Raw genomic sequence first — 5,146 nt, 5'->3', positions numbered from 1 at the left:
GAACCAGCTCGACGTCCGCGGCCCCGGCTACGGCATCAACATCGACAAACCCACCACGACCCACAACATCGTCTCCTGCACCAACACCGTCACCGCCGCCAGCAAAGGCGCGTTCAGCATCCCCTGCACACGCTGAAATTCCCCGCATGCGCTGAGCGCTGCGGTTCAACAACGACATCGGCAGTCCAACCTCTGTCGTGCGGTGCCGGCGGAAGGAGCGACGGAGCTTCGCGCCCCGCCGGCACCGCGCACGGTGGGCAGCTCTCCGCTGGCTTCCCGCCGGCCCTCTCATGCCTCGACGGCGGCCACGACGGCGATCTACGCCCCGACCCGCCCGCAGCGCTCCCTTCACATCGGAGCACGGCCTCGAACGCCGCGCCCGCAGTGTGCCCGTGCAGGCCGCTGGAGCCGCGAACACCACAAATCAGGATAGTTCATCCCGATAATGAGCAAAATCTACCAATCTTCGCAAATCGGCATGGTCGACATCCCCGGACCCAATCGGACATGTGTCCGGAATAATGCATACTGTTGTGGCTGGAGCTGATTACTACCACTCATGCCGTTATGGTCACGGACAGCAAGCTACACGGAGAAGCGATGACCAGCACATCGCCGGACACGGACCGCACCGTCCCGGGGGAAGACATGCCACAGCCGAACCCGCCGAACACACCTGATGAGGCGGGACGAGGCCGGGAGCCGGTGTTCACCCCGCTGAGCCCGGAGGATCCCCGCGAGATCGGCACATATCCGCTCTGGGCCCGGATCGGCGAGGGCGGCATGGGGATTGTGTACCTGTCCCACACCCCCGGCGGCCGGCAGGTCGCGCTCAAAGTGGCCTGGCCGGGGCTCGCCACCGATCCCGAGTTCCGGCGTCGCTTCGAAGAAGAGGTGAAGATCGCCCAACGGGTCCTGGGCTTGTACACCGCTCCGGTCATCGCCTGTGACCCGCACGCCCCACGCCCGTGGCTGGCCACCGCCTACATTGCAGCCCCCTCTCTCGCCGTAACCGTCACCCGTCATGGACCACTGCCAGCGGAGACCGTCCTGCTGCTGATCGCCGGAGTCGCGGAGGCACTGCAGTCCATCCACGACGCCGGTGTGATCCACCGCGACCTCAAGCCAAGCAACATCATTCTTGCCGCGGACGGCCCCCGAGTAATCGATTTCGGTATTTCCCGGGCAATCGAAGCCGCCCAAACAAAGATCACCCAGACCGGGGTTCGAATCGGCACGCCTGCGTTCATGGCTCCCGAACAGGCTCAGGGAGTCTCTCTGAGCACGTCCGGGGACATTTTCTCCCTCGGCTCCACCGCCTACTATGCGATCACCGGCAGGCTGCCGTTCGGCGGAGACGCTGCCGTCTCCTACCGGATCGTGCACGGGCAGCCCGACTGGGACAGCTGCCCGGACCGGGTCCGCGATGTGCTGGAACGGTGCATGGAGAAGGATCCGACAGCTCGCCCCACTCCGGCGGAGCTGATCGAGCTGTGCCGGGCGGCATCCACCGACGAGCGGCTGCGCATCGACGAGAACTGGCTGCCTCCCACCGTGGTCGCGGATCTCAGCCGCTATGATGCCACCCCACCCAGACCATCCGATCTGCCTAAATCGCTGAAACTATTCAGTTCGTTCATATCATCCGGTCCGTCGCCAGACGAATTCAAGCCTCCTCAGCCGGCACCGGACACGCCCGAGCCGCCTGGGCGTCCAGGCCGCAAACGGCTGTGGTGGATTGTCAGCGGGTGCGCTGCGGTCGTGCTTGCGATGGTCACGACCGTGCTCATAATTCGCACATCGGGAGGAAATGCACCGTCGGACGAGGCGGCCGGTTCGCCCAGGCCCTTCGTGACAGAAGAATCCGGTCAGAGCCGGGACACGTCGACAGCTCCGGTGGCTACCGGCGGAATCACCCTCCATAGCAACCGTTTCGGGCAGGGCATGTGCCTTGACGCCGACATCAACTATCAGGGCGTCAACGGCACGAGGGTCCAGCTCTGGACGTGCAACGGATCCGTCCAGCAACAGTGGTACTACGAAGGCGACCTGCATACCGGAGCGTTGATTCACAGCGTGAAGTGGCCGGGGATGTGCCTCGACGCCGACACGAACACCATCGGCAGTAACGGCGGGAAGGTACAGCTCTGGATGTGCAACGGGTTCGCCCAGCAACGGTGGTACTACCGTAACACCGCGGGGGCAAACGCCTATCAGAACGGATGGGGCGCCCCGTACGGCCGGTGCCTCGATGCCGATTCCAACGCCGGCTGGGACGGCACGAGGGTGCAGCTGTGGGAGTGCAACCAGACCACCCAGCAACAATGGCGGGAGTAGACCGTTCGGCAACCCGGACCACCACCGGGGCTTCCCTCGCTCGTCGAAGGTATCGCTGATCCGCCGGTGTCACTCGCTCACCGGCCGGTCGGCGGACGAGCGACACCGGGGAGCACCACCTCAGACTCCACCGGCGGAAAGCAGGATGTCGAGTTTGGTGTAGCCCTCGTTGACCCCGCTCTCCATCCCGCTGCGCAGCCAGGCGTCCCGGCTGTCGAAGCTGTCCACCAGCGACTGGGCGTGCAGTCTGGTACGGCCGTCGCCGAGGTCCTCGAACCGCAGCGTCTCGAGCGCGACGCCGTCCGGTTCACCATCGAACGTGAAGGTCTGCACGATACGGTCGGTGCGGACCTCGTGGAAACTACCGTGGAAGCCGAACTCGTTGCCGTCGTGCTCGGCGACATAACGCCAGCTTCCACCGGTCCTGGCGTCCCAGTGCTCGATCCGGGTCCGCAGTCCGTTCGGCCCGACCCACCGCGCGAACAGGGCGGGGTCGGTGTGCGCCCGGAACAGCTGTTCCGGGGTGGCCGCGAAGTCCCGGGTGATCCGGATGATCGGTACGTTCTGGTCGGCTTCGATCACGGCGGCAGCGATGGTGCTCATCAGGCTGTCTCCTTTTCCTTTGTCGGCTGTTCGTCGTCACGGGCGTTGTTCGTGGTGATGTCGGTGACGCCGGTGATGCTGGCGGCGTCGTCGTTCATGGCGGCCAGCACGGCGTCGAGGCGTCGGTAACGCTCCTCGGCCTGCCGCCGGTACCGCTCGATCCACGCGGTCATCAGGTCGAACACCTTCGCCTCGAGGTGCACCGGGCTGCGGCCGGCCTCCGGCAGCGCCGTCTCCCCATCGCCCCGGGACACGGTGGACCTGTGTCGGACGAGTGGTCAGATCGCCAGGGCGAGCTCAGTGAAGGCAGCCGTCAGCCGCTGGCGGGGTTCGGCGTCCGTGCCGAGCGGTGATGCCCCGCCGCGGTGTTGGCGGCACACTGCCGCACACGTCAGAGCGCGAGTACCTGACGTAGCCCCCGGCCCAGGTCTCGCATGAGGCTCTCCGGGACAGCGCCGACAGCGTGCCCGAGTTCGTCCTTGTTGAGCGTGACGATGGCGGTCACGTTGGCCACAGAGTCGCATTGTAGGCCGGTCACCGCGGCGGGGAGGAAGACGTTGCCGGGCATGGTGGCGAGCGCGGTATTCGACGTGATGACGACTGCGACGACTGTGGCCAACCGGCTCGCGTTGTAGAACGCGGACTGGACGACCACCACTGGGCGGCGTTTCGCGGGGCGGCTGCCCTCCGCCTCACCGAGGTCGACCCAGCGAATATCGCCACGGCTGATCACCAGCCCTCGCTGTCGCCCAGTGCTCGCCGGCCGGCGAGCACCGCGTCCTGGAACGAGTCGTCGGGACCCGCGAGCTCAAGAGCCGCGTCGATACGCTCAGTCAGGGACTGGGCGTCGAGCTCCTGGATGTAGCGACGGGCGGCTGTCGTGAAGAACTCGGAGCGACTCACGCCGAGTGCGGCCGCGCGACGCTCAGCCTCGTTGAACGTCTCGTCCGGGATCGAGATCGCAGTCTTCATGCGCTTAGTATAACCGGGTATGACCACGCGGTCGCGTGCCGCTACGAACTCGACACGGACGCCGAACCCCGCCAGCGGCTGACGGCTGCCTTCACCAAGTTCGCCCTGGCGATCTGATCATCGGTCCGGCGCATCCACCGCATCCTGCCTGCGCCCAATGCAACAGTGCCTCCGGCCCCGACAGGCCGTACATCAGCATCACCCTGGGCCACAGTCCCAGGCCGGCTTCTGGCACCCCACAAGTCGTCACGGAAGCAGATCGAACGCCGGGACCCCTACCTGCCGACGGCCCGCCCCAGGACGACGTCGCCATCCTCACTGTCTTCCTACTGCGGCAGCCTCCTCAGCCCGGGACCGGCCCCGTGCCCGGGATCACCCGGCAGTCGGCGCACGAGTGCTGCAGCGCTACCGTGCGTCGGACAGACACCAGTCGATCTTCTACCCGTATTCTGGCTATGATTCAGACCGGTCACTATTCTGACCTCTATGGAGACTATTTCGATCACGCAGGCCAAGGCCCGGATCGCCGAGCTCGCCGACCGGGTAGCGCGGGAGCACGACCACTTCACGATCACCCGTAACGGCCGGGCCGACGTCATGCTGATCTCGGTGGCAGAGTACGAGTCGATGCAGGAGACGCTCGATCTGCTCTCCGATGACGAGGCCCTGGCCGATCTACGCCAGTCGCGGGAGGACTTCGCGACAGGGGACACGTTCGCCGTGGAGGAGGTCCGGGCCGAGCTGGAGCGCCGCCGCGGGGCGGCCTGATGGCCGCCAGCGACGAGGAGGCCGACGCAGGCGCCGCCGAGAAGCCCAGCCCGTACACGGTCCTGTTCTCCCGGCAAGCTCGCCGAAACCTCAGCGAGCACCTTCCACTGGACGTGGCGATCGCGGCGACGGAGGCCGTCTACCGGACAGTCGCACTCAGCCCCTCCCGAGTGGGCAAGCCACTCAACGAACCCTTCGACGGGTACTACTCGGCCCGCCGTGGCACCTATCGGATCATCTACCGCATCGATGAAGCCAGCCGTGCCGTAGAGACCCACTCGATCCGCCACCGCCGCGACGCCTACCGCGCATAGGGAGACGCCAGGAGCCACGAGATCTGTCACGTCCCACCTGAACGCCTCCGCACGGCGCTGGAGCGAGCCGCTCCCGACCACATGGTTGACTACACAACGACCATCGAATGAGGAAAGTTGCGGTAACGGCAGGTTGCGATCCACTCGTCAGG

General features: G+C 66.1%; 6 protein-coding genes and 1 pseudogene. 3 read left to right on the top strand and 4 right to left on the bottom strand.

All coding sequences use genetic code 11. The annotated features are described in order from the left end of the window. The first annotated feature begins 567 nt into the window (after positions 1 to 567). On the top strand, positions 568 to 2,337 hold the full coding sequence (locus tag NBW84_RS24545) for a protein kinase domain-containing protein (protein ID WP_445548777.1): 1,770 nt from the start codon (positions 568 to 570) through the stop codon (positions 2,335 to 2,337). Positions 2,338 to 2,457: 120 nt separating this feature from the next. Here NBW84_RS24545 and NBW84_RS19500 read toward each other — a convergent pair whose 3' ends face one another. The 4 genes and pseudogenes from NBW84_RS19500 to NBW84_RS19485 form a co-directional block, all read right to left on the bottom strand. Beyond that, on the bottom strand, positions 2,458 to 2,940 hold the full coding sequence (locus NBW84_RS19500) for an SRPBCC family protein (protein WP_250286210.1): 483 nt from the start codon (positions 2,938 to 2,940) through the stop codon (positions 2,458 to 2,460). Beyond that, positions 2,940 to 3,158: pseudogene (locus tag NBW84_RS19495) on the bottom strand (ArsR family transcriptional regulator); the annotation flags it as partial. The gene NBW84_RS19500 and the pseudogene NBW84_RS19495, both read right to left, overlap by 1 nt. Before the next feature lie 173 nt (positions 3,159 to 3,331). Continuing rightward, positions 3,332 to 3,676 carry a type II toxin-antitoxin system PemK/MazF family toxin gene (locus NBW84_RS19490; protein WP_250286212.1) on the bottom strand — a complete coding sequence of 115 codons (345 nt, stop codon included), beginning with the start codon at positions 3,674 to 3,676 and terminating at the stop codon, positions 3,332 to 3,334. Further along, on the bottom strand, positions 3,670 to 3,912 hold the full coding sequence (locus tag NBW84_RS19485) for a CopG family ribbon-helix-helix protein (protein ID WP_250286205.1): 243 nt from the start codon (positions 3,910 to 3,912) through the stop codon (positions 3,670 to 3,672). The genes NBW84_RS19490 and NBW84_RS19485 overlap by 7 nt, the downstream gene beginning before the upstream one ends. Before the next feature lie 486 nt (positions 3,913 to 4,398). Here NBW84_RS19485 and NBW84_RS19480 point away from each other — a divergent pair, with 486 nt between their 5' ends. Together NBW84_RS19480 and NBW84_RS19475 are read left to right on the top strand one after the other, a co-directional pair. Continuing rightward, positions 4,399 to 4,680, top strand: a complete 282-nt coding sequence (locus tag NBW84_RS19480; protein WP_250286203.1) for a type II toxin-antitoxin system Phd/YefM family antitoxin — start codon at positions 4,399 to 4,401, stop codon at positions 4,678 to 4,680. Continuing rightward, positions 4,680 to 4,994, top strand: coding sequence for a type II toxin-antitoxin system RelE family toxin (locus NBW84_RS19475; RefSeq protein WP_250286201.1), 315 nt, complete (start codon positions 4,680 to 4,682; stop codon positions 4,992 to 4,994). Before NBW84_RS19480 ends, NBW84_RS19475 begins: the two co-directional genes overlap by 1 nt. Positions 4,995 to 5,146 lie beyond the last annotated feature (152 nt).

Source organism: Protofrankia sp. CiP1_Cm_nod2, assembly GCF_920664355.1.
Lineage (GTDB): Bacteria > Actinomycetota > Actinomycetes > Frankiales > Frankiaceae > Protofrankia.
The sequence above is the reverse complement of the archived record's forward strand: the minus strand, read 5'-3'. Positions and strand labels throughout refer to the sequence as shown.